The 24,597-nt window shown below is 35.7% G+C and carries 10 protein-coding genes; all 10 read left to right on the top strand.

Going from position 1 to position 24,597, the window contains the following annotated elements; genetic code table 11:
- The first annotated feature begins 2 nt into the window (after positions 1-2).
- Positions 3-1,694 (top strand): hypothetical protein, encoded by a 1,692-nt coding sequence (locus AAGV33_RS06000; protein WP_373391054.1) that lies wholly within the window; start codon positions 3-5, stop codon positions 1,692-1,694.
- Positions 1,695-1,961: 267 nt separating this feature from the next.
- Positions 1,962-3,104 carry a glycoside hydrolase family protein gene (locus AAGV33_RS05995; protein ID WP_373391053.1) on the top strand — a complete coding sequence of 381 codons (1,143 nt, stop codon included), beginning with the start codon at positions 1,962-1,964 and terminating at the stop codon, positions 3,102-3,104.
- Positions 3,105-3,189: 85 nt separating this feature from the next.
- The gene (locus AAGV33_RS05990; RefSeq protein WP_373391052.1) at positions 3,190-6,549 is read left to right on the top strand and encodes a glycoside hydrolase family 2 TIM barrel-domain containing protein; all 3,360 of its coding nucleotides are present in this window, start codon (positions 3,190-3,192) and stop codon (positions 6,547-6,549) included.
- A gap of 83 nt (positions 6,550-6,632) precedes the next feature.
- A complete protein-coding gene (locus AAGV33_RS05985) occupies positions 6,633-10,061 on the top strand; it encodes a glycosyl hydrolase (protein WP_373391051.1) in 3,429 nt (1,142 codons plus the stop codon).
- A 75-nt stretch (positions 10,062-10,136) separates the two neighbouring features.
- Positions 10,137-11,573, top strand: a complete 1,437-nt coding sequence (locus tag AAGV33_RS05980; protein ID WP_373391050.1) for a sialate O-acetylesterase — start codon at positions 10,137-10,139, stop codon at positions 11,571-11,573.
- A 168-nt stretch (positions 11,574-11,741) separates the two neighbouring features.
- A complete protein-coding gene (locus AAGV33_RS05975) occupies positions 11,742-14,072 on the top strand; it encodes a DUF5703 domain-containing protein (RefSeq protein WP_373391049.1) in 2,331 nt (776 codons plus the stop codon).
- Between the two features lie 141 nt (positions 14,073-14,213).
- Positions 14,214-16,670 (top strand): pectate lyase family protein, encoded by a 2,457-nt coding sequence (locus tag AAGV33_RS05970; protein ID WP_373391048.1) that lies wholly within the window; start codon positions 14,214-14,216, stop codon positions 16,668-16,670.
- A gap of 185 nt (positions 16,671-16,855) precedes the next feature.
- Positions 16,856-18,871 (top strand): aceric acid hydrolase, encoded by a 2,016-nt coding sequence (locus tag AAGV33_RS05965; protein ID WP_373391047.1) that lies wholly within the window; start codon positions 16,856-16,858, stop codon positions 18,869-18,871.
- Between the two features lie 351 nt (positions 18,872-19,222).
- Positions 19,223-22,477 carry a SusC/RagA family TonB-linked outer membrane protein gene (locus tag AAGV33_RS05960; protein ID WP_373391046.1) on the top strand — a complete coding sequence of 1,085 codons (3,255 nt, stop codon included), beginning with the start codon at positions 19,223-19,225 and terminating at the stop codon, positions 22,475-22,477.
- A gap of 24 nt (positions 22,478-22,501) precedes the next feature.
- Complete coding sequence (locus AAGV33_RS05955; RefSeq protein WP_373391045.1) at positions 22,502-24,523, top strand: RagB/SusD family nutrient uptake outer membrane protein; 2,022 nt, start codon at positions 22,502-22,504, stop codon at positions 24,521-24,523.
- The last annotated feature ends 74 nt before the right edge of the window (positions 24,524-24,597 follow it).

Genomic DNA, 24,597 nt, shown 5'->3' with positions numbered 1-24,597 from the left:
CAATGTTTCTAAATAAAATAAAACACCAATTTAATCCTTTAACAATAACTTCTGTATTGTTGTTTTTGATGTGCTTTCAATTTACCGTTCAGGCCCAAAAAAACAATTGGCAGGCTGCTTCTTTCGAAGTGATGAAATCCAATTATAAGACTTTTAAAACCAGTCAATATGCGCATGTTTTTTCGAATAGTAAAAACAATATCGTTCGGTTGGCACCAGAATTAGAAGAACTTACAGGAGTAACGCTTCCTTTGGATCAATATAAAAATGGAACGAATGCGCCTTTGAAACTAAAATTCAAGGAGAATGTGCAGTTGCTTATTGGTACTTTTCAGGAACAAGATAACAAAGACTATTTTCAATTTTCGGCGGCTGATAACGCTAAATTAGTTCTTGAAAACGGAGTGACAGTAACAGGTTTGCCTCCAGTAAATGTTTATGCGATTTCGTATTCTAAAGAAACACAAACTATTTTGCCTAACGCAAAAGGATTATTTGTTGTCTTAGGAGCGGTAAAAAGCAACCAGAATTTGGTTTCCAGAAATGCCGAATTTCCTGATGGAAAACTGTGGAATCCAACGTTTATCGTAGAAGGATTTTCAGATGAGAAACCTTTGTTCGAAATTATTGGCGGCGAAACTAAGCCAGTAATCGATGAAGGTTTTCCGGGAACCGAAGGAATTCAAGGTGGTTTTGAAGGCGGTCGTGTGGTAAAAGTAGGCGATACCTATCATATGTTTCCAACAGAAAGAGCAGGCGAAATAGGTGTTGATTATTATTACGATCGTGTAAAAACTAAAATTGGACACTGGACGAGTAAAGATGCAATCAATTGGAAACGCCAATCAACTATTTACCAAGCCAGCGGAACGTATGCGCTAACGGAAGATGATAACCCGATGAACGATCGTCGTGGTGCAATTTGGTCTTATATGCCAGTTTTCAATAAAAAAGCAAATAAATGGTACGGTTATTATTTGGCTTACACGGTTCACAAAGAAATTCAGCCGAATCATTCTTTTGGAAGAATTTGGAGATGCGAATCGACTGTAGAAGGGATCAACGGAATTGGCGGTCCTTATAAAGACATGGGTATTATTATGGAACCAGGATTGGATTCTCAACCTTGGGAAGGACGTCAGGGAGTGGCTTCTTTTTTCCCGTATCAGGTGGGCGAAAAATGGTTTGGATTTTACAGCGGAGCTTATCCATTCGAATCTTGGGCTGATTATCCTAAAAATTCAGGAAAAGGCTGGTTTGTGGCTTTGGCAGAATCCAATAGTTTAGAAGGTCCCTGGACAAGATTAAATAAAGGTTTGGAACCCATAAAATCAATACATCCTTTATTTGTCGAAAACCCTATTGTGAGCCAACTTCCAAATGGTTTGTACATCGCTATTTTTGATGGAGGGCCAGACGGTTGGGGACATCATTTGCCTAATATGATGGGTTATTCGCTGTCTAAAGATGGTATAAACTGGTCTGAAGCCCGTTATTGGCCAATAGAGACGAAAGTTGGAAAATGGTGGGATATTATGCGTACTCCATTGTGCCTAATTCCCGAAGGAAATGATGTGTACACGGTTATTTACAATACAATTGATTTAAATAAAAGATTCCATCCTACAGGAATGGTAAAACTAAAGCTGAATCAAGACGTACTTAAATCGAGATTAGAAGCATTCAATGAATAATTTAAGAGTTTAAAGTCTGATTATGGTAGTATTTTATCTTATTCAGACTTTTACTATAAGATTTGTTAAGGCTTCAATTAAAATAAGATAGCTTTAAAAAAGCTAATTTTTAGAATGATAATATGCTATAGTATTTCGAGAAAATCTTATACTAAATCGTTGTAGGTTTTGGATAACTTTGTTAATTAGCATTAAAGTTATAGGATTTTCTTTTTGTTCGAATACCAATCGGACAATCAGGTAACTTCAAAAGATAATAATTACTAAATGAAAAATATAAAAATAGTTCCATTTTTTGCCACGCTGTTAATTGGAGCATTTGCAATTTCTTGTTCTCCTAAATTGAAGAAAAGAGAAATTACAGAGAATGTAATGCAAGAGATTTATAACGAAATCAAAACACCTTATAAATACGGTTTAGTAATGGTGCCAACGGATAACTCTTATAAAATGGACTGTCCTTCTGTTTTTAGAAAAGACGGCAAATGGTTCATGACTTATTTGATTTATGATGGAAGAGGTTATGAGACCTGGTTGGCTGAAAGTGATGATTTATTGCATTGGAAACATCTGGGGAAAGTAATGTCATTTTCTAAAAATGAATCAGAATGGGATGTCAATCAAAAAGCAGGTTATATTTCATTACAAGACCCAACCTGGGGTGGAAGCTACAAATGGAATAAATACGATGGTAAATACTGGATGAGTTATTTTGGTGGAAATACCACCGGATATGAAGCCGGAGTTTTATCCATCGGAATGGCTTATACGAAACAATCTCCAACAAAAGCACACGAATTTGAACGTTTACCGAAACCTGTTTTAACGCCAAAAGATAAAGATGTAAGCTGGTGGGACAACAGTACGATGTACAAAAACAGTGTGATTCGCGATAAAGATAAATTGACCGGGCATAATTTTATCATGTATTACAATGCCCGTGGCGATAGTTTAAATCCTGCTAAAGGTGCAGAACGAATTGGAATGGCAGTTTCTAACGACATGAAAACATGGAAACGTTTCGGTAAAAATCCGGTATTAAACAACCATAAAGGAATTACAGGCGATGCTTTTATTCAAAGAGTGAATGATACCTGGGTGATGTTCTATTTTGGAGCTTTTTGGACGGGTTGGGATCAAGGTGCATTCAATCGTTTTGCTGTTTCGAATGATTTAATTCACTGGAATGACTGGAAAGGTGACAATTTAATTCAGTCATCAGAACCCTATGATGATATGTTTGCCCACAAATCATTTGTAGTAAAACACGACGGAGTGGTATATCATTTTTATTGTGCCGTTAACAAAGCTGAACAAAGAGGAATTGCAGTAGCCACTTCGAAAGATTTAGGGAAAAGCGAAACGAGTTTTGTTGCACCACCGGAGAAGAAGAAAGAAAGTATTAAGTAGTTAGAATTAAGTTTTTCCAGCTTCGGCTCCCTCTCCTTTGGAGAGGGTTGGGGTGAGGTTTTTTTAGATATTAAATAAAAATAGTATGGTCAATTTTTTTCAAAAGATATTAATTAAAGGTTTGAATTTCTCAGGAATTTCAAAGTCAATACGGACTCAAACTTCCTTCTTGATACTTCCTTCTATTTTCTTAATACTTCCTTTATATACAATGCAAGCCCAATTGGTTACAGGCGAACCAGCTGGGATTCCTAGAGTTGCACAAAAATACTCCGATCATCCATGGGAAAACCCTATGGTTACGAGTATCAATAGAGAACCAGCAAGAGCTACGGCTTATTCTTATGCCACGGTTGCCGATGCTTTAGAAGGAAACCGAGCCAAAAGCAGAATCAAAATACTGAATGGCGAATGGGATTTTAAGTTTGCTAAAAATTTGCAGGAAGCACCTCAGGATTTTTATAAAAATGAAGTAAAAAATTGGGATAAAATTGAAGTGCCGTCCAATTGGGAAATGAAAGGCTACGGAATGGCAATTTACAAAAGTGCTGTTTATTCCTTCCGACCTGTAAATCCACCATTTGTTCCTCAAGATGATAATCCTGTGGGTTCGTACCAACGCAAATTTACCGTTCCTGAAAATTGGGATGGAATGACCGTGAGCCTTCATTTTGGAGGAGTAAGTTCAGCGTTCCAAGTCTGGATTAACGGTGATTTTGTAGGTTATGGAGAAGATAGTTTCAACTCTTCAGAATTTAATATAAGTCCTTATCTTAAAAAAGGCGAGAATCTTTTGTCCGTTCGTGTAATGCGTTACAGCGATGGTTCTTATTTAGAAGATCAGGATCACTGGCGTTTGAGCGGAATTCAGCGTGAAGTGTACATTATGGCTGAACCTAAATTACGTATTGCCGATTTCTTTTACCAAACCAAATTAGACAAACAATACAAAGATGCTGTTTTACAATTGCGCCCGCGTATGGATAATTTGACGGGTGATACTATCAAAAATCATACGGTTGAAGTACAATTGTATGATGCTCAAAACAAACCATTATTCGAAAAAGCATTAAGTAGAAAAGCTTCAGATATTATTAGCGAAGTTTCTCCACGATTAGATAAAGTACGTTTTGGCTTCTTTCAGGAAACCATAAAAAATCCACTGAAATGGAGTGCCGAAAAGCCAAATTTGTATACTCTAGTTTTGACGTTAAAAAATCCTGACGGTAGTATCAGCGAAGTAAAAAGCTGTAAATTAGGTTTTCGTGCTATCGAATTTTCGAAAGAGAATGGTAAAATGCTAATTAATGGCAAAGAAACTTATGTGTACGGAGTCAATCATCACGGGCATCATCCGGAACGTGGCGAAGCAGTGAATCATCAGGATTTAGAAGAAGATGTGAAGGTGATGAAGAAATTCAACTTCAATTTTGTTCGAACGAGCCATTTTCCAGACGATCCTTATTTCTATGAATTATGTGATAAATACGGATTAATGGTCATGGACGAAGCCAATTTAGAAACCCATGGATTAGGTGGTTTTTTAAGTAACGATCAGCGATGGACACATGCTTATTTAGAGCGCATGACCCGAATGGTGGAGCGCGATAAAAATCACCCGAGTATTGTAATGTGGAGTTTGGGTAACGAAGCAGGAAAAGGACCTAATCATGCCGCCATGGCAGCCTGGACTCACGATTATGATATTACAAGACCGGTGCATTATGAGCCAGCACAAGGAAATCCTAGATTAGATGGTTATATTGATCCTTTAGATTCTCGTTATCCAAAAACAGTGGATCATTCGCATCGCTATGAAAATCCACAAGACGAACCTTATGTAGATGTTGTAAGTCGTTTCTATCCAGGTGTTTTTACTCCTAAATTTTTGGTGGATCAAAAGAAAGATACCCGACCAATTTTGTTTGTCGAATATTCGCATTCTATGGGGAATTCTACAGGGAATTTAAAAGAATTGTGGGACGAATTTCGATCCACTCCCAGAGTTATTGGAGGTTGTATTTGGGATTTAAAAGATCAGGGTTTGCTTAGAAAAGATCCAAAAACGGGAAAAGAGTATTTTGGTTACGGAGGTGATTTCGGAGAGAAAAAACACGATGGAAATTTTAATATCAACGGAATGATAGCTGCCGATGGAAGACCAAAAGCGGCCATGTATGAGAACAAATGGATTTATCAACCCGCAACTTCAACTTTAAGTCAAGACTTTAAATTAAAGATTCATAATCGTCAGGTTGTTCAAAATTTGAGTGATTTTATTCCAGTTTTTAAAATTTTAGAAAATGGGAATGTTGTCAAACAAGTAGTTTTGAAATCGATGGATATTGAGGCGGGAAGTGATTTGGTTTTGGATGTGAAAAAATACCTTCCTAAAATGAAATCTGATTCAGAATACTTTTTAAATATTGAATTCCAACTTTCGAAAGATGAATTTTGGGCTCCAAAAGGGTATGCTGTAGCTATAGATCAGTTCCTTTTGAAAAAGAAAGCTGAAGTTGTTTTGGCGAAAGCCAATCAAAAAAATACGCTAACAGAAACCAACGACAGCTATACAATTAACGGAACGGATTTTAGCATTAGCATCAATAAAACCAATGGTGCTTTAAGTTCTTATATGTTTAAAGGAAAAGAGCAGATGAAATCAGCTTTGCTGCCAAATTTCACTCGCGCTTTAACTGATAATGATCGTAAAGGTTGGAAGCCACATAAGATTTTAAAACAATGGTTTTTAGCAAAGCCAACTCTGAAAAATTGCAATTTAGAGCAATCCGACAATACGATAAAAATCAGCAGTGAATACGAAATAGTTAAAGATAGTGCTCAGCTAAAAGTGGTTTACAATATCAATCCAGACGGAATTATAAAAGTAGATTATCAGCTAAAAGCTTCTTCGAAATTGCCAAATATTCCTAGAATTGGAATGCAAATGGGAATCAATCAGGATTTTGACCAAATTTCCTGGTATGGAAAAGGTGAAATGGAAAATTACAGCGATCGTAGTTTTGGATTTACTGTTGGTAAATACGAATTGCCAATTGATAAATTCATTGAGCCTTATGTAATGCCACAGGAAAATGCCAATAGAACCGAGGTAAGATGGATGGCTTTTACAAATCCAACAAAGAGTTCTGGCTTAGTTGTTGTTAACGAAAACAAGGTTTTGAATATGAGTGCCTGGCCTTATACCCAACAAAATTTGGATGATGCCAAGCACACTTTCGATTTAGTAAACCCTGGTTTTTTAACGGTTAATATCGATTTAAAACAAATGGGTGTGGGTGGAAATGACAGCTGGTCTCCAGTTGCCGCCCCGATAGAAAAATATCAAATTCCTTCGGGAGATTATAATTACAGTTTTTATTTGGTTCCTTTTACGGGTTCAAAAAACGAATTGGAATCTAACTTAAAAAAGTTTAAATATTAATGGTTTTATAAAATCAAACTCAGACTCGGCTCCCTCTCCTTTGGAGAGGGTTGGGGTGAGGTTAATTAAAATACTAAACAACAATGTTTCAAAAAACACACCTCTTTATTATTTTACTCTTTGTGGGATTCGTTTCCGCACAGGAAGTTCATAAAAAAGAAAATGCATCATTTCAGCCCACTCTTGAATCCTCAAAAACCTGGGTGTATTGGTATTGGATGAAATCGGCGTATTCTAAAGAGGGCATTACAGCCGACTTAGAAGCGATGAAACAAGCTGGAATTGCAGGTGCTTATTTGATGACAATAAAAGGTCCGGCAAATCCGCCATTAATCGATCCGCCAGTTTTGCAATTGAGCCCTGAATTTTGGGATATGGTAAAATGGGCTTTTATTGAAGCGGATCGTTTGGGTTTAAAATTAGCGTTTCATGCTGCCGATGGTTTTGCCGTTGCAGGAGGACCGTGGATTACGCCCGAAATGTCGATGCAAAAAGTAGTTTGGTCCACAACGGAATTTGTTGGAGGGAAAAAATTGACAACCAAATTAGCAGTTCCTGAGCATTACAAAAACTATTATAAAGACATTACCACATTTGCTATTCCTATAAAAGAAAACACAATCAATTCGCAGGAGTTATCACCAAAGGTTACAACTTCTAACCATACCGATGCTTCGTTTTTGGCTGATGCTAAAAAAGACGATAATTTTAGATTGGGCGAAAAAGGATGGATTCAATATGAATTTGAAAAACCGTTCAATTGTAAATCAATTGTGATTGAAACCAAAGGCAGAGATTTTCAGGCACAACGGTTAATTGTGGAAGTAAGTAATGACGGCGTTCATTTTAAGTTTCACGAAAGAATGATTGCTCCTCGCCACGGTTGGCAAGATATGGATGCGCATCATACGCATACCATTAAACCCGTAACGGCTAAATATTTTAGATTCGTTTATGATGTTACAGGGACTGAACCAGGAGCGGAAGATTTGGATTTTGCCAAGTGGAAACAGAATAATTTGAAAGTGAGTAAAATCACGCTTTCGAACCAATCTTTAATTGATAATTTCGAAGGAAAATCAGGAGCTGTATGGCGATTGAGTCCAACAACAACTACGGAACAAATTCCGAATTCAGATGCGTTTCAGAAGTCAACGATTATTAATATTTCAAAATATGTTGATGCAAATGGCAATTTAAGTTGGAAAGCACCAAAAGGAAAATGGAAAATTATCCGAATGGGACATACTTCTACAGGTCATGAAAATGCTACTGGTGGCGCTGGAAAAGGTTTGGAAGTAGATAAATTCAATCCTGAGCTGATTCGTTTTCAATTGGATCATTGGTTTGGCGAGGCCATTCGTACCGCTGGTCCTGAATTGGCGTCGAGAGTATTGGAAATTTTACATTTGGATAGCTGGGAATGCGGAAGCCAGAACTGGTCCTCAGTTTTTCAGGCTGAATTCTTAAAACGCCGTGGTTATGATATAGTGGATTATTTACCTGTAATGGCTGGAATTCCTATTGAAAATGTTACGACTTCTGAAAAGGTTTTATACGATGTTCGAAAAACAATAGCCGAATTAGTAGCCGATAATTTTTATGGAACGTTAGCTGATATCGCTAAAAAAGCGAATGTGAAGTTTAGTTCCGAAAATGTGGCGCCAACAATGATGAGCGATGGCTTGTTACATTTTAAATATGTGGATTATCCAAGTGGGGAATTTTGGTTAAAAAGCCCTACGCACGACAAACCTTTTGATATGTTGGATGCTATTTCGGGCGGACATATTTATGGAAAAGACATTATTCAAGCGGAAGCTTTTACCGCTTTACGAATGGATTGGGACGAACATCCAGGGAATTTGAAAACATTAGCCGATAGGAATTATGCTTTGGGAATTAACCGATTTTTCTATCACGTTTTTGTACACAATCCTTGGACAGATAGAAAACCGGGAATGACTTTAGACGATATTGGAACTTTTTTTCAAAGAGACCAAACTTGGTGGAAACCAGGAAAAGCCTGGTTTGATTATTGCCAAAGAGTACAATTGCAATTGCAAAAAGGAAAACCAGTGGTGGATTTAGCGGTTTTTATCGGTGAAGATTTGCCATCGCGTTCACTGGTTCCAGATCGTTTGTTTCCTTTTATTCCAAATGTTTTTGGACAAGAAAGAGTAACAAGTGAAAAATTGCGATTGGAAAATGAAGGGCAGCCGACAACAAAAATGCCGAAAGAAGTTACTTATTCTAAAAACAATACTGATTTATCACAATGGGTAAATCCAATGAATGGCTACCAATACGATTCTTTTAATGCGGATGTTTTACTGAATAGAACGAAGGTTGAAAATGGGAAAGTGACTTTTGGTGGCGGAATTGAATACGGAGCTTTATTGTTTCCGGGAAGCCGAAGAATGGCGCCGAATAAGATTATTTCTTTGGCTGTAGCCGAAAAAATAGTACAATTAGTGAAAGAAGGAGCTACGGTATTTATTGACGAAAAACCAATGGATACACCAAGTTTTCAATCGGATTTAGAGGCTAAAAAATGGCAGGCTGTTGTTGACGAATTATGGACAAAAGGAAAAGAAACGAATAAAAATAATCAAGGTTCTACTTCATGGAAGCTAGGTAAAGGAACAGTTATTGTACTTCCGTTTCTAGATACTGATTTTGCGAAAATAGGAATCGAGGCAGATGTTTTATTTTCGGATGCTAAAAACAATGACAGAAGTTCGATTGCCTGGACACATCGAAAAAATGGGGACGAAGAAATTTATTTTCTTTCGAATCAAATCCAAGAAAAAAGACAACTGGAAGTTTCGTTTCGAATTGCTGGAAAAGTTCCAGTTTGGTACAATCCGGTGACGGATAAAAGTTCGGAATTAGCCAATTGGAAAATTGAAAATGGAAGAACCATTGTTTCGCTAGCTTTAGACGCAAATGAGTCAGGTTTTGTAATTCTTAAAGAAGAAACTAAAAATACTTTGGCGAAAGGAAATCAAAATAGTGCCAATTTTGAAACCGTGCAAACTTTAGATGAAAATTGGGAATTGCAATTTGATGCTGAATTTAAAGGTCCAAAAGAGGTGGTGAAAATCAACAAGCTTTTTGATTGGAGTACTTCCGTAAATGAAGAAATTAAATATTATTCAGGAACAGCGGTTTATAAAAAAGATTTTGTTTGGAAAGGAAAAAACGCTGATAAAATCTGGATTGATTTAGGTAACATTGCAAATATGGCCGAAGTAATTGTGAATGGCAAAGATTGCGGTACGATTTGGACGTTTCCTTATAAAACAGACATTTCACAAGCATTGAAAAAAGGGAAAAATACAATTATTATAAAGATTACGAATACCTGGGCGAATCGATTAATTGGTGATCAAAAATTACCAGAAAAAGAGCGATTAACCTGGACAACGGCTCCGTATCGATTAGTAGAATCAGAGAATTTATTGAAAGCTGGATTACTGGGGCCAGTGACATTAGAAATTGAAAAATAAGTTTTTTTACCATTAAGCTAAATGAAATTTAACTTCTTAATGGTAAAAGTTTAATAGAATTAAAATGAAATTTTAATGATGAAGAATTTAATAAACGGTTTTGTTGCGATTGTATGTTTGATAGGTAGCTTCCAGATGAATGCGACTATCAAATTACCGGCTTTATTTTCGGATAATATGATGTTGCAACAACAAAGTAATGCTCCAATTTGGGGCTGGGCAGATAAGAATCAAACGATAAAAGTCCAAACTTCCTGGGATGCTAAAACCTATGAAGTGAAAGCCGATAAATCAGGAAAATGGAAAATAGCTTTGCAAACTCCTGCAGCAGGCGGACCTTATGAAATTTCGGTTTCAGATGGTGCGGAAACAAAATCAATTAAAAATATTTTAATTGGAGAAGTTTGGTTGTGTTCTGGTCAATCAAATATGGAAATGCCGTTAAAAGGATTTCCGGGACAACCTGTGTTGAAAGGAAACGAGGCGGTGGTTCATTCGAAAAATAATAAAATTCGTTTTATTACCATTCCAAGAGCTACAGTTCTGACTCCAAACGAGGATTTTGTGGGACAATGGAATGTTGCCAGTGCTCAAACTACGGGAGATTTTAGCGCTACGGCTTGGTATTTTGGTTCACTTTTACAAGAAGTTTTAGATGTTCCTGTGGGTTTAATTCACGTTTCTTATGGTGGTTCGAGTATGGAAGCCTGGATGAATCAGGAAATGTTGAAGGATTTTGCAGCAGCAAAGATTCCAACCAAGAAAGAAGATATTGCTAAAGATCCAAATCGTGTGGCAACGACTTTGTTTAACGGAATGTTATCGCCTGTAATTGGTTACGGAATCAAAGGTTGTATTTGGTACCAAGGCGAATCGAATTATGAGCGTGCCGGGCAATATAAAGATTTGATGAAAAAGATGGTGAGTAGCTGGAGAGGACTTTGGCAACAAGGTGATTTTCCGTTTTATTATGCACAAATAGCTCCTTTTAATTATGCTCAATTTCATCCAAAGGACAATAAAGAAGAATACAATTCGGCTTATTTGCGTGAGTCACAGTTGAAAGCTGCAACGGAAATTCCGAATGCTGGAATGGCAGTGTTGATGGATATTGGCGAAGAAAATAATATTCATCCAGCTGATAAAGAAGCCGGTGGAAGCCGATTAGGGTATTTGGCTTTGAGCAAAACTTATGGTTTGACTGGTTTTGAGTTTGAAAGCCCTGTATTTAAGGCATTGGAAATTAAAGGAAGTATCGTAACAGTAGCTTTTGATAATGCTCCAAACGGAATTACTTCTTATGGAAAAGAAGTAATTGGATTTGAAATTGCCGGAGAAAACAAGGTGTTTTATCCCGCTAAAGCCGAGTTAAGAAGAAAATCGGTTTTACTTTCTTCACCTCAGGTAGAAAAACCCGTTGCAGTTCGTTATTTATTTAAAGATTTTGCTCAAGCACAAATTTTTAGTAACGGAGGTTTGCCGGTTTCATCTTTCAGGACAGATAATTGGTAGTTTTAACATATAAGTCATATAAGTTTTTTTACTGATAGGATTAGTAAATAAAATTTAAGTTGATATAAGTTTTTAAAACAAAGCTTATATCAACTTATGAAATTAGCGTCAAATATTACAGCGATTATTAGAAAACTTAAATGACTTATATGGTTAATTAAAAAAATAATGAAAAATACAATAATTCTCTTTTTTCTCTTTTTTTCGCTTTGTACCAAGGCGCAAATTGCCACGCTTGATAATTACAATCAAGTTTGGAACACCCAAAGCAATAATTCATCCGAATCCATGCCTTTGGGCGGAGGTGATATTGGTGCGAATGTGTGGGTAGAAAAAGGCGATTTGTATTTCTATTTTTCTCGTTCTGGTACTTTTGATGAGCACAATACGTTGCTGAAATTAGGAAGAGTAAAAGTAAGTTTGAATCCAAATCCTTTTAAGGATAATGAAGGTTTTAAGCAGGAATTGCAATTGAAAGATGGTTATATAACTGTTTCTCAAAACGGAACTTCAGTGAAACTTTGGGTAGATGTTTTCAATCCTGTGATTCATGTTGATGTGAATAGCAAAGTTCCAACTGAAATGAAAGTAGCTTATGAAAGCTGGCGTTATAAAAATAGAGATTCTAAAGGAAAGGCTAACAATGCTAATTCGTACAAATGGGCTCCGCAAGGCGATATTGTAACTTTTAAAGATTCGATTTCTTTTGAAGGAAATACGGTGCAGTTTTACCATAGGAATAGAGCGAATACTGTTTTTGATGTAACGGTGAAGCAACAAAAAATGGAATCGGTTAAAGACCAAATGCTGAATCCTATTGCTAATCTTACTTTTGGGGGACAATTGTTTGGAAGCAATTTGAAAGCGAATGGAACTTATAGCGGAATCTATCAGGATACAGATTTTAGGGGATTCCAACTTACGAGTATAAAATCAGCTAATAAACATCAATTCCAAATCCAGTTGCATACCAACCAATCTACTGATGTGAGTTTATGGAAAAAGGAATTGGAAAAACAAGCTTTGGCTTATAAAAAAGTAGCCAATAAAGCCGAGAAAAACACCATTGTATGGTGGAATAAATTCTGGAATCGTTCTTTTATTTATACACAAAAAACAAAAACAGAAAAGGATTCGGTTTATCAAATCGGACAAAATTATCAGTTGTTTCGTTATATGTTGGGTTGTAATGCTTATGGAAAATATCCAACTAAATTTAACGGTGGATTATTTACTGTAGATCCAGTACATACGAATAAAGAACTGAATTTTACGCCTGATTTCCGCAATTGGGGAGGTGGAACCATGACAGCTCAAAACCAGCGATTGGTTTATTTTCCAATGGTAAAAAGTGGCGATTTTGATATGATGAAATCACAATTGGATTATTATTTGAGTTTGCAAAAAAATACTGAGTTAAGAAGTAAAGTGTATTGGAAACACGGTGGAGCTTCTTTTACAGAACAATTGGAAAATTTTGGTTTACCCAATCCAGCCGAATACGAATGGAAACGCCCAGCGGATTATGATCCGGGAATGGAATACAATGCCTGGTTAGAATACGAGTGGGATACGGTTTTTGAGTTTTGCCAAATGATGTTGCAACAAAAGCAATATGCGAATGAAGATATTCGAAAATACAATCCGTTTATCATGAGTTGCATTCGTTTTTTTGATGAACATTATCAATATTTAGCAAAAAATAGAGGTAGAAAAGCATTGGACGGAAATGGTCATTTGGTTCTTTTTCCAGGTTCAGCTGCCGAAACCTATAAAATGACTAACAATGCGAATAGCACAATTTCGGCTTTAAGAACAATTACGGAACAGTTTTTGTTATTATCGCAAAACGAATTGTCAAAAGAAGATTTAGCCTATTTACAAAGTTTTCAAACCCGAATTCCACCTTTAAATTTCAAAGAATTTGACGGACATAAAACATTGGCTCCAGCCAAAACCTGGGAAAGAATTAATAATTCTGAAGTACCTCAGTTGTATCCAGTTTATCCTTGGGGAATTTACGGTATTGGAAAATCAGATTTGCAAACCGCTTTGAATACTTGGAAATACGATACGGATGCGTTGAAATTTAGAAGTCATGTAGGTTGGAAACAGGATAATATTTTTGCAGCACGTTTGGGATTAACCGAAGAGGCCGCAAAATACAATTTGTTAAAAATGGCGAATTCAGAGAGACGATTTCCAGCTTTTTGGGGACCAGGATTTGATTGGGTTCCAGATCACAACTGGGGTGGGTCAGGAATGATAGGAATGCAGGAAATGCTGTTGCAAACTAACGGAGATGTAATTTATATTTTCCCTGCGTGGCCAGCAACCTGGGATGTGCATTTTAAATTGCACGCACCAAAAAACACTACAGTTGAAGTGCAACTGGAAAAAGGAAAAGTAACTTTGCTAAAGGTTTTTCCAAAAGAAAGAGAAAAAGACATTTTGAATCTGCTTGGAAAATCCGAAGTAGAAAAATTAAAAATAAATTAAAAAGTATAACTAATCCGTTTTCAGCTCCCTCTTCGCCGCGGCGAAAGGGCTGGGCTGGGGAAAATTTAAAATAGAATATGTTATCATCAATTGGATTGAATGAGAGATGATATTATACAAACCCTAAAATAAAATAAATATATGAATTTAGTAAAACAACTTGCCTTTTGTGCAGGAACAATGATAACGTTTACATTTTGTGCTTCGGCTCAAAATCAAAATACAAAATCGCTAAAAGTCGATTTTGATTTGGCACAACGCAGGACCTTAGAAGTAAATGATCCTAATTTTATTTCGTGGCCCATAAGTGAAGGAAAGCAATTCGATAAAACTTTTGGCGACATTAAAGTTACTGTTAAAGGAGCTATTAATTCGGGTTGGTACAAAACAGGAATTCAGGCGCCATTTTATGCTCGTTTGGTTAGTGACGGAATTGTTACTGATAAAAGTGTCGAAATGGTAATTAGCGGATTAGCTAAAGGACATCATACTTTACTGGTTTTTAGTAATACTTTTGATAGTCCTGAAGCAGCTAATTTTGCTCCAGTGGCTATTTCTGTAAACGGTGTTTTTTCACAAACAATTCAACCAAGTAACAGAGCAACTGCTACCATTGAGGCTGCTAGTGCATACATTCATTTTGATGCTGAAGCAGGAAAAGACGTAGTTTTAAAATTTACAGCTGATGCTAAAGCGGCTGGGAAAATTCAGAAAGTAGTGTTGAATGGTTTCGAATTGGATTTACCCAATTTTAAAAAACAGGCTAATACTCCAAAACCTGCTAATAATGACGAACATGTAATTCTAGGAGACGATTTTAAACTAGAATGGAGTTCGCCAGAAGGTATTGTTTCACATGATTTTTATTTTGGAGAGGATGAGAAAAAAGTGGCTGAAGCTACTCATAGCTCAGCTGAATTTAAAGGTAATTTGAGTAAAAACACGACTACAGTTGATACTAAATCCTTGAGTAATTTAAAAAGCTATTACTGGAGAGTAGATGAAATTGATGCCGATAAAGAAGTAACTACAGGAAAAGTTTGGTTTTTTAAACCAGCACAAATTGCTTTCCCTGGCGCTGAAGGTTACGGACGTTTCGCCATTGGTGGAAGAGGCGGAAAAGTAATTGCTGTAACCAACTTAAATGATAGCGGACCAGGAAGTTTACGTGATGCTGTGGATCAGGAAGTAGGACCAAAAACAATTGTTTTTAATGTTTCAGGAAATATTCAATTGGAATCGCGTTTGGTGGTAAGTCAGCCATATGTAACTATTGCAGGACAAACGGCTCCTGGAAAAGGAATCATGATTAGCAGAGCGCCAATTGGTTTAACAGGAAATGATGGAGTTGTTCGATTTTTGAGAGTTAGAATTGGAGCAGGAAGAACCTATGACGGAATGGGATTAACAGGTGCTAATAACAGTATTATTGACCACTGTTCGATTAGTTGGACTATCGATGAATCGTTCAGTTCTAGAAGTGCACACAATATTAGTTTACAACGTACTCTAATTGCTGAAGCTTTAAATGTGGCGGGTCATGGTAAATATGAAGCTGGGAAAATGCACGGTTATGCAGCAACTATTGGTGGTGATGTAGGTAGTTTTCATCATAATTTATTAGCGCATAATTATGGTCGTAACTGGAGTATTGGTGGTGGATTGAATGGGAATGGTTTTTATAGCGGTAAAGTCGATATCCGTAATAATGTGGTTTACAATTGGGGACAAAGAACGACAGATGGAGGAGCAAACGAGGTGAATTTTGTAAACAATTATTACAAACCAGGTGCTTCAACTAAATTTTTCTATGCCTTAAATGCACAACATGAAGGCGTTGGAAAAGGAAAACAACAATATTATTTTGATGGAAATATAATGGAAGGGCATTTCGATCAAAAAAATCAAGAAAAAGGAAGAAAATTTACGTTGTCAAATGGTGATAAGGTAGATTATGAAACCTTTGTAGACAAGCCTTTTTTCGAATCATACGTAAATACGCAATCGGCAGAAGCAGCTTATAAGAATGTATTGTCTGATGTTGGAGCAAATCAACCCGTATTTGATACTTATGACCAAAGAATTATTCAGGAAACTTTAAAAGGGACTTATAGTTTTAAAGGAAGCAAAAGTGGTTTAGGCGGAATGATTGATCACCAGGATGATGCTGGAGGTTGGGAAAATTATCCAAACGAAACTCGCGATGCAAATTGGGATACAGATCAAGATGGTTTACCAAATTGGTGGGAAGAATCTAAAGGTTCAAATCCAAATTCAGCAAAAGGAGATTTTACAGATGCCAATGCTAATAATGGAGATGGGTTCACGCAGTTAGAAGATTATTTAAATTGGATGGCAAAACCACATTATTTTGTGAATGCTTCAGAAACTTTAAAATTAGATGTTGAGGATTTATTTAGAGGTTATACCAATAAACCTAAATATGCAGTAACGACAGTAATAAATGGTTCTGCTTCAATATTTAAAAAAGAAATTCAATTTACTTCTAATAAACAAGGATTTGCTTCAGTTGAAGTAAAAGTAGAAGATGCAGATGGAGATTCGATGATTCGAACTATAAACGTATTTGTAAAATAAGAAATAACCATATAAGTCATATAAGTTTTTCTGAGCTTAGAGTTTTAGGAAAGACTTAAATGAACTTTATGTTTTATAGAATTAAAAAACAGATTAAAATATTAAGTAAATAGTACATATAAGTTTTAGTGTTGAAGAGATGATTTTTATCAACTTATATGACTTATATGGTAAAAATATAAAAAATGAGAAAGAACATCATTCTATTATCAGCTGTACTTATTTCGACTGTTGCTGTAGCTCAAAACAAAGGTTTAGTGGCTAATTCGAATAGTCCGTATTCTAAATTACAAAGCATTGGTTTGCAGGATGTAAAATGGACAAACGGATTTTGGAAAGAACAGTTTGATGTACAAACACAAAGCACTTTGCCTTATATGTGGGATTTGTATCATAATGATGAAGTTTCGCATGCTTATAAAAATTTCGAAATTGCAGCTGGTTTGTCCAAAGGAACTTTTAAAGGACCTTCTTTTCATGATGGTGATTTTTACAAGATTTTTGAAGGAATGGCAGCTACTTATGCCATTACCAAAGACAAGAAATTAGACAAACAAATGGATGAAGCCATTGCTATGTTTGCTAAAGTGCAACGTAAAGATGGCTATTTACATACTCCTGTTCTAATTGACGAGCGTTGGGGAACTTTAGGACCTGAAGAAGTGAAAAAACAATTGGGTTTTGAGAAATACAACATGGGACATTTAATGACGGCTGCTTGTGTACATTACAGAGCCACTGGAAAAACCAGTTTTTTAAATGTAGCCAAAGGAGTTGCTGACTTTTTATATGATTTTTATAAAAAAGCTTCGCCAGAGTTAGCTCGAAATGCTATCTGTCCTTCGCATTATATGGGAATTGTCGAAATGTACCGTACTACTAAAAATCCAAAATATCTGGAATTGGCTAATAATCTAATTGACATTAGAGGAACTACTGAGGATGGAACAGATGATAATCAGGATCGAATTCCGTTTAGACAGCAAACCACCGCAATGGGTCACGCTGTAAGAGCCAATTACTTATACGCAGGTGTTGCCGATTTGTATGCAGAAACGGGTGAAAAAAAATTATTAGACAATTTAGAATCCATTTGGGATGATGTAGCTTATCGAAAAATGTATATTACGGGAGCTTGTGGTTCCTTGTACGATGGCGTTTCTCCTGACGGAACTTCTTATGATCCAACAGTTGTACAGAAAATCCATCAGGCTTATGGAAGACCATTTCAATTACCAAATGCTACAGCTCATACCGAAACTTGTGCAAACATTGGAAATGTGTTGTGGAATTGGAGAATGCTCCAAATTACTGGCGATGCCAAATATGCTGATATTGTAGAGTTAGCTTTATATAATAGTGTGTTGTCTGGAATTAACCTGGAAGGAAATAAATTTTGTTATAATAATCCGTTGAATGTTTCAGTCGATTTGCCTTTTGAACAACGATGGGGAAATCAACGAGAAGGTTATATTGCTTTGTCAAATTGTTGTGCGCCAAATGTCACCAGAACTATAGCCGAAGTTGGAAACTACGCTTATAGCCTAACCAAAGAAGGTTTGTATATAAATTTATATGGAAGCAATCATTTGAACACCAATACTGAAGAAGGAGCAAAAATCCATTTGCATCAGGAAACCAATTATCCTTGGGATGGAGCTATTTCGATTAAAATTGATACTGCTCCTAAAGAAAACTACGCAATGTTTTTGAGAATTCCAGGATGGAGTAATGGAACAACTATTATGGTCAATAACAAAACTGTTGAGGCAACTCCTGTTTCTGGTAGTTATTTTAAACTAGAGCGAAAATGGAAAAAAGGAGATGTTATTAGTTTAAATATACCAATGCCTGTTGAAGTAATGCAGGCTAATCCGTTGGTAGAAGAAACCAGAAACCAAGTAGCTGTAAAAAGAGGACCATTAGTGTATTGTTTAGAATCCGATGGAGTTTCTCAAAACACCTCAATTAATGAGGTAGTTTTAAATACTAATTCTGATTTTAAAACCGAAACCATTCAAAAAAACAATAGAAATCTAGTTGCAATTACCGCTCAAGGATTTTTGAACAGCAATTCTTGGAATAAAAAATTGTATCAACCCTTGAATAGTTCTAAACAACCTGTTTCTTTAAAATTAGTACCTTATTTTTCATGGGGAAATGGTATAAGTAAAGAAATGAGTGTATGGTTTTTACATTAAAAACTTGTTAAAATTTGATAAATAATAGAATAATAAAAATTTAACATAAAAAAAACACGAAAACTGAAAAAAAAGTCGCTAAAAAATCGTGTTGTAATAAAATTTTAGTACATTTGAAAAATGTAAACGTTTACATTTGATAGACTTAGCGTAATGTTTGTTTAAAAAATTAGATTATACTTACAAAAATGTAAACGTTTACATTTTAAAATCATTAATAATGAAAACGTTTACAATGTTAACTAAATCTAAAAGCAACAATTATAATTTAAAATTACCCATTTGATTTCTCATTACTTAGAAATAATAACCAAACTAAATTAATTAATTTTTAACCAAAGAAACACACTTATGAAACACACATTTAAAATGGTATTTAGTGTAGTACTATTCAGCTTGATGAGTCTGACTGGTTTTGCTCAGAACACTGCTGAAAAGAATGCTATCACTGGAAAGGTAGTGGACAAAGATGGGCTAGGAGTTGTGGGCCTCAATGTTCTTGAAAAAGGCACTAAACATGCTGTCATGACTGATATTGATGGTAACTACAAAATTCAAGTTCCAGAAGGAGCGGTATTGCAGTTCTCTTATATTGGGATGAAAACTGTGGAAAGAACAGTAGGAAAATCTACTGTGATTAATGTAAATATGCAAGAAGATGCTTCAAGTTTGGATGAGGTAGTTGTTGTGGGTTACGGCACTCAGAAAAAAATACATTTAACAGGTGCTACACAAACTATTAAAGCCAGTGAAGTTGAAGATTTACCAACAAATAATTTAGCTTCTGCTTTGGTAGGTAGAGTATTAGGTGTTGGTGTTTCAGGAGGAACTAGAAGACCAGGACAGACAGCTTCATTAAATGTTCGTAGATCGGTAAGTCTTTCAAAAGATGGAGGAACAGATCAGCCTTTATATGTAATAGATGGGATAATACAAATATCAGGTAATGGAGCGCCAGATTCTACTTTGTTTGATAATCTAGATGCTTCAGAAGTAGAGAGTATTTCATTTCTTAAAGATGCTTCTGCTGCCGTATATGGTTCCAGAGGTGCTAATGGAGTTGTTTTAGTAACTACTAAAAGAGGGAAAAGTGGACCGGCAAAATTTACTTATACAGGATTATATGGTGTACAAGATGAAGTATATCGTACAAAAATGTTAAATGCGGTGGAGTATGCTAATTATTATAACATTATGAATGGTCCTAATGGTTATGGATCTACTATTGCTGGAAGAGATGTGAGTCCGCAACATAATTTTTCTCCAGATGAAATAGAATATTATAGAACACTTAATTATAATCCTTTGGATGAAGTTTGGAAACCTTCCTACAATCAAAAACATACAATGAATGTAACAGGTGGTACAGATAGGGCTACTTTTTTTGCAGGAACTTCTTACTATACTCAGAGTGGTAATTTAGATAATATAGATTATACAAGATGGACTTATAGAGCGGGTGCTGATTTTAAGGTTTCAGATGACTTTAAAGCAGGAATTCAAATTTCAGGATTTTACAATGACGACTCTAAGGTAAACAGTAGAGTTGGTGGTACAAATGATGAAAATGATTATAGAAGATTATTGAATTCTTCTCCTATTCTGCCTCAGTATATTCAAGATTTGCCAGTGCAACGTTTAAATACTCGAAATGAAGCACAATATCATTATTTTGAGATTAACAAGTTAAACAACGTAGCGATCAATAAAGGTTTTAACCTAACCTCTAATTTTTATGCGGAATATCAAGTGCCGTTTGTAAAAGGATTAAAAGCCCGAGCATCTTATGCGCGTAATTTAACTACAAATCGATCTAATTATATTGGTACTAGATTTACTCTTTATCAGTTTGAAACTACTCCAGGACTTAATGGGGCAGGAGCTAATGGACATATTTATGACCCAAATGCACCTTTAGATTCATTTACAAAAATTACAGCTAGAACAAATAATAACGGTAACAGGCTTGGTTGGGATAATACAAATTCCTTGTCAGAGCAGATGAATTTTAATTTGTCTTATAGTCGTGATTTTGGGAAGCATTCAGTTTCTGCATTAGCATCTGTAGAGAAAGGAGAAGCTAATGATACTCGTGATCAGTTTTATAGAGATGGTCCGTTACAAACAACAGATGGTTTTTCTAATTCCGCTTTTGGAACTATTGATGGTACTGCAACAGGAAATGAATCAGGTACCTTGGGTTATATTGGTCGTGTTAATTATGCTTATGCAGATAAGTATTTGGCTGAATTTTTGTTTAGAAGTGATGCCTCTACTCGATTTGCTCCTGAAAATTACTGGGGAAAATTCTATAGTATTTCTACAGGATGGGTAATCTCAAATGAGAATTTCTTTAAATCTAAATTTATTGATTTCTTAAAAGTAAGGTATTCTGTAGGTTTAATGGGTAATGATGGTACTAGACCTTGGGGATGGAGACAACGTTTTACCTATCAAAATGGACAGGGATTTGTAGGAGGAAGCAATCAATTAGCAACTACTGGATTAAAAATGGAGGTAACACCTAATAGAGATGCGACCTGGAGTGAGGAATTAAAAACAAACTTTGGTGTTGATGCTAAATTATTCAATAACAGATTGTCTTTAACTGCCGAAGCTTATTATAACGTTGAAGATGATATATTACTTTCGAGAACAGCAGATATTCCTTTTACTATCGGTGGTTCTGTAGCTTCAGAGAATTATGGGAGAAGAGATAATTATGGATATGAATTTGCTGTAGGCTGGGATGATAGAATAGGAGGTGATTTTAAATATGGAGTGAATGTCAACTTTGGTTGGGGAGATGATAAAATGATAGTGGGAGATTTTAATCCAATCACAAGTCAGTATCCATGGAATCCACAACCAGGCGGAAGAAGAGACAATGGTGCATGGGGTTATGATTATGTAGGAATGTTAAAAACCATGGATGATGTTCAGGCTTATATAGAAAAATACAACATTACAACTGTTTTTGGTGTCAGAGCGCAGGATCTTAGACCAGGTTCCTTGTCTTATGCAGACGTTCGTGGTCCATTTGATCCAGCTACTGGTGAATTTGCACCAGCAGATGGAATTATAGATGAGTGGGATCAAATTCGATTAGCAAAAAGACAAAGTACTAGATATGGTATGGGAACGACTTTGAAGTTTGGGTATAAAAATTTCACATTAAACGCAGTTGTAACGGCTTCATTTGGTGGTGGATTTAATGAAGTAGATAGTCAAACAAGAAAATCAATGAACGCAGCTATTAATGACGGTATCGACAATAGACCTTCTATATGGAATAATATTTATGATCCAGAGTTAAACCCTAATGGTACTATGCCAAATCCATATAATGAAGCTTTGAATTTAGCACCAACTTCATCATTCTGGCAGCGTTCAGCAACGAGTATTCAAATGCGAAATATTAACTTAGGTTATTCAATGCCTAAGAAATATACAGATGCTTTAGGAATTAGTTCATGTAGGATAAATTTAACCGCAATTAATCCGTTTATTTTGTACAATCCATTTGAATACAAAGCCCCAAATGGCGCTTATGATGTCTATCCTGAATTGAAAACATATTCATTAGGACTTAATCTATCTTTCTAATTAAGAATACTTAAATTATTGAAAATGAAAAACATAAAAATAAATATACTAGCTTGTATTGCAACAGCATTGTTTTTAGGGAGCTGTAATGATGATTTTCTTGAAGAAAAAAGAGATTTATCAGGGGTTAATGAAGAAGTGTATCAAGAACCTCTTCAAGCACAGTCTTATGTAGATTATATCTATAGATTATTTTTGCCAGCAAATAATGCAATATCTTACACTTGGGATTTAGCCTCTGGTGCTAATGATGATTTTTCTCAAACTACTGATGAATTAACGGGAGAAGTAAATTGGAATAAAATTTGGGCTGATCCTGGGAGAAATACGGATGCTAACTGTTTGAATTATATAGGTACAGCTATGAATGCTAGTATAGGTAATAATTCATACACTCGATTAAGACAAATTAATTTATTTTTGGATAATATCGATAAGTATGGCATGGCTGATGCAGATAAAAACCCGTTAAAAGGGCAAATGTACTTTTGGAGAGCTTGGCAATATTTTGATCTGGTGCGTTTGTATGGAGGTGTCCCTTTAGTTTTAACGGCTCAAAGTTCTATTACTGGTGATCCCGAAAGCAATAAAGTTCCGAGAAGTTCTACTGCTGCTTGTATTGAGCAAATTATAGCCGACTTAGATATGGCACAAAGTTTATTACCTGGTGTATGGGCCGAGCCTAATGTTAACTGGGGAAGAATAAATAAGGGTGCTGTTGCAGCTTTTAAAGGACGTGTATTGTTAACGTGGGCAAGTCCTTTGTTTAATCGTAATGATGATATAAGTCGTTGGCAACGAGCGTATGATGCTAACAAGGAAGCGGTAACTTTGCTAGAATCGGCAGAGGGAGGATCTAAAAGACTTTTTTCTACTGGAGGATTTGCAAATGGTGTAGCATGGGAAAATATGTGGTTTACTGAAGTAGGGAATCCTGAAGCTGTTATTGTATACGGTTTTAATAATACAACTTCTTCTAATGTACAGAGAAATAATGGTTGGGAAAGAGCTACTCGTCCAAAAACTTTAGGCGGTAACGGATCAATAGGTGCTACTTTGCAAATGATGGAAGCTTTTCCTATGAAAGATGGTAAAGCTCCAGGTGTTTCAGAAACATATCCATACAGCTTACAAACATTCTACAAAAACAGAGATCCTAGGTTCTATAAAACTTTTGTCTATAGTGGTGCTCCTTGGGCTCATGCAGAAGAGCCAACTTATAAAAATTTTAGTTATCACTGGTTTAGAACAGCACCAGCTAATGCAACTGTATTACCAACAGGTGTAACCGAAGCATCAGGGACAGTTAATACTAATGTATATATTAGAAAAGCTACTGATTTAAAAGCTAGTAGAGCTAATAATTTCCAGTTTAGTGGTACTGATTATATGGAAATGCGTTTTGCTGAAGTATTATTAAACTTAGCTGAATCAGCGATTGGAATTAATGAATTGGCTGAAGGTAAGGCGTTAATAACTAAAATTAGAGAAAGAGCAGGCATTGAGAGTAATGGTGGTACATTTGGATTAGGTGATGTTCTGACTAGAGACCAACATTTTGCAGCTGCAATTAATGAAAGAAAAGTAGAATTTGCTTATGAAAGTAAACGTTTTTGGGATTTAAGACGATGGATGTTGTTTAATGACGATTTTGGTACCTGTACTCGCTTAAGCCAAACTCCTATAGAGGGTATAAGAAGACAAGGATTGTTTTTTATTGCTAAAAAACAGGATGGTACAAATTATGTTGGAAATGCCGATCCATTTGTAGCAGTTAATGGTGTTGCTCCAGTTGCAGATAGAAACCCATTAACTTATCCAAGTGGTATTACAACTTACGATCAATATCTAGATTATTTTTACACTAATTTTATAAATGTAGTTGTAAAAGACAATGCTGATCCAACATCTGCAAACTGGAAATTCAAGTGGTATAACCAATATTATTTCTTTGGTATTCCGGCTAGTGCATTGAATACTTCGATATATTTGGGACAAACTACTGGATGGTCTGGAGGTACAAGTACTTTCGATCCATTACAATAAAATAAATGCCATAAAGACTACCTGTACTCTCTCTAAGATGCAGGTAGTTCTTTTTAATAACTACCAAATTTTAA

The sequence above is a fragment of the Flavobacterium magnesitis genome (assembly GCF_041729735.1).
Taxonomy (GTDB): Bacteria; Bacteroidota; Bacteroidia; order Flavobacteriales; family Flavobacteriaceae; genus Flavobacterium; species Flavobacterium magnesitis.
Note: the sequence above shows the minus strand (reverse complement) of the source record. Positions and strands in the feature narration are given on the sequence as shown.